The sequence below is a fragment of the Streptomyces sp. NPDC052016 genome, assembly GCF_044548445.1.
Classification (GTDB): Bacteria; Actinomycetota; Actinomycetes; order Streptomycetales; family Streptomycetaceae; genus Streptomyces.
The window spans coordinates 1-1,195 of sequence record NZ_JBIUBX010000075.1 but is presented as its reverse complement, the minus strand read 5'-3'; the positions used below and the strand labels follow the sequence as shown (position 1 = coordinate 1,195).

Annotated in this window: 1 rRNA gene; it reads right to left on the bottom strand. The window is 56.4% G+C overall.

The window, feature by feature from the left end:
* Positions 1–22: 22 nt before the first annotated feature.
* Positions 23–1,195: ribosomal RNA gene (locus tag ACIHAR_RS39710) — 23S ribosomal RNA — on the bottom strand; the annotation flags it as partial.

The window sequence follows — 1,195 nt, the reverse complement described above, 5'->3', positions numbered from 1 at the left end:
AACACAGTGGACGCGAGCAACTGAGGACAAGCCCTCGGCCTATTAGTACCGGTCACCTCCACACGTTACCGTGCTTCCAGATCCGGCCTATCAACCCAGTCGTCTACTGGGAGCCTTACCCCATCAAGTGGGTGGGAGTCCTCATCTCGAAGCAGGCTTCCCGCTTAGATGCTTTCAGCGGTTATCCCTCCCGAACGTAGCCAACCAGCCATGCCCTTGGCAGAACAACTGGCACACCAGAGGTTCGTCCGTCCCGGTCCTCTCGTACTAGGGACAGCCCTTCTCAAGACTCCTACGCGCACAGCGGATAGGGACCGAACTGTCTCACGACGTTCTAAACCCAGCTCGCGTACCGCTTTAATGGGCGAACAGCCCAACCCTTGGGACCGACTCCAGCCCCAGGATGCGACGAGCCGACATCGAGGTGCCAAACCATCCCGTCGATATGGACTCTTGGGGAAGATCAGCCTGTTATCCCCGGGGTACCTTTTATCCGTTGAGCGACGGCGCTTCCACAAGCCACCGCCGGATCACTAGTCCCGACTTTCGTCCCTGCTCGACCCGTCGGTCTCACAGTCAAGCTCCCTTGTGCACTTACACTCAACACCTGATTGCCAACCAGGCTGAGGGAACCTTTGGGCGCCTCCGTTACCCTTTAGGAGGCAACCGCCCCAGTTAAACTACCCATCAGACACTGTCCCTGATCCGGATCACGGACCCAGGTTAGACATCCAGCACGACCAGACTGGTATTTCAACGACGACTCCACCCAAACTGGCGTTTGAGCTTCACAGTCTCCCAGCTATCCTACACAAGCCGAACCGAACACCAATATCAAACTGTAGTAAAGGTCCCGGGGTCTTTCCGTCCTGCTGCGCGAAACGAGCATCTTTACTCGTAGTGCAATTTCACCGGGCCTATGGTTGAGACAGTCGAGAAGTCGTTACGCCATTCGTGCAGGTCGGAACTTACCCGACAAGGAATTTCGCTACCTTAGGATGGTTATAGTTACCACCGCCGTTTACTGGCGCTTAAGTTCTCAGCTTCGCCTGGACGAATCCAAGCTAACCGGTCCCCTTAACGTTCCAGCACCGGGCAGGCGTCAGTCCGTATACATCGCCTTACGGCTTCGCACGGACCTGTGTTTTTAGTAAACAGTCGCTTCTCGCTGGTCTCTGCGGCCACCCCCAGCTCA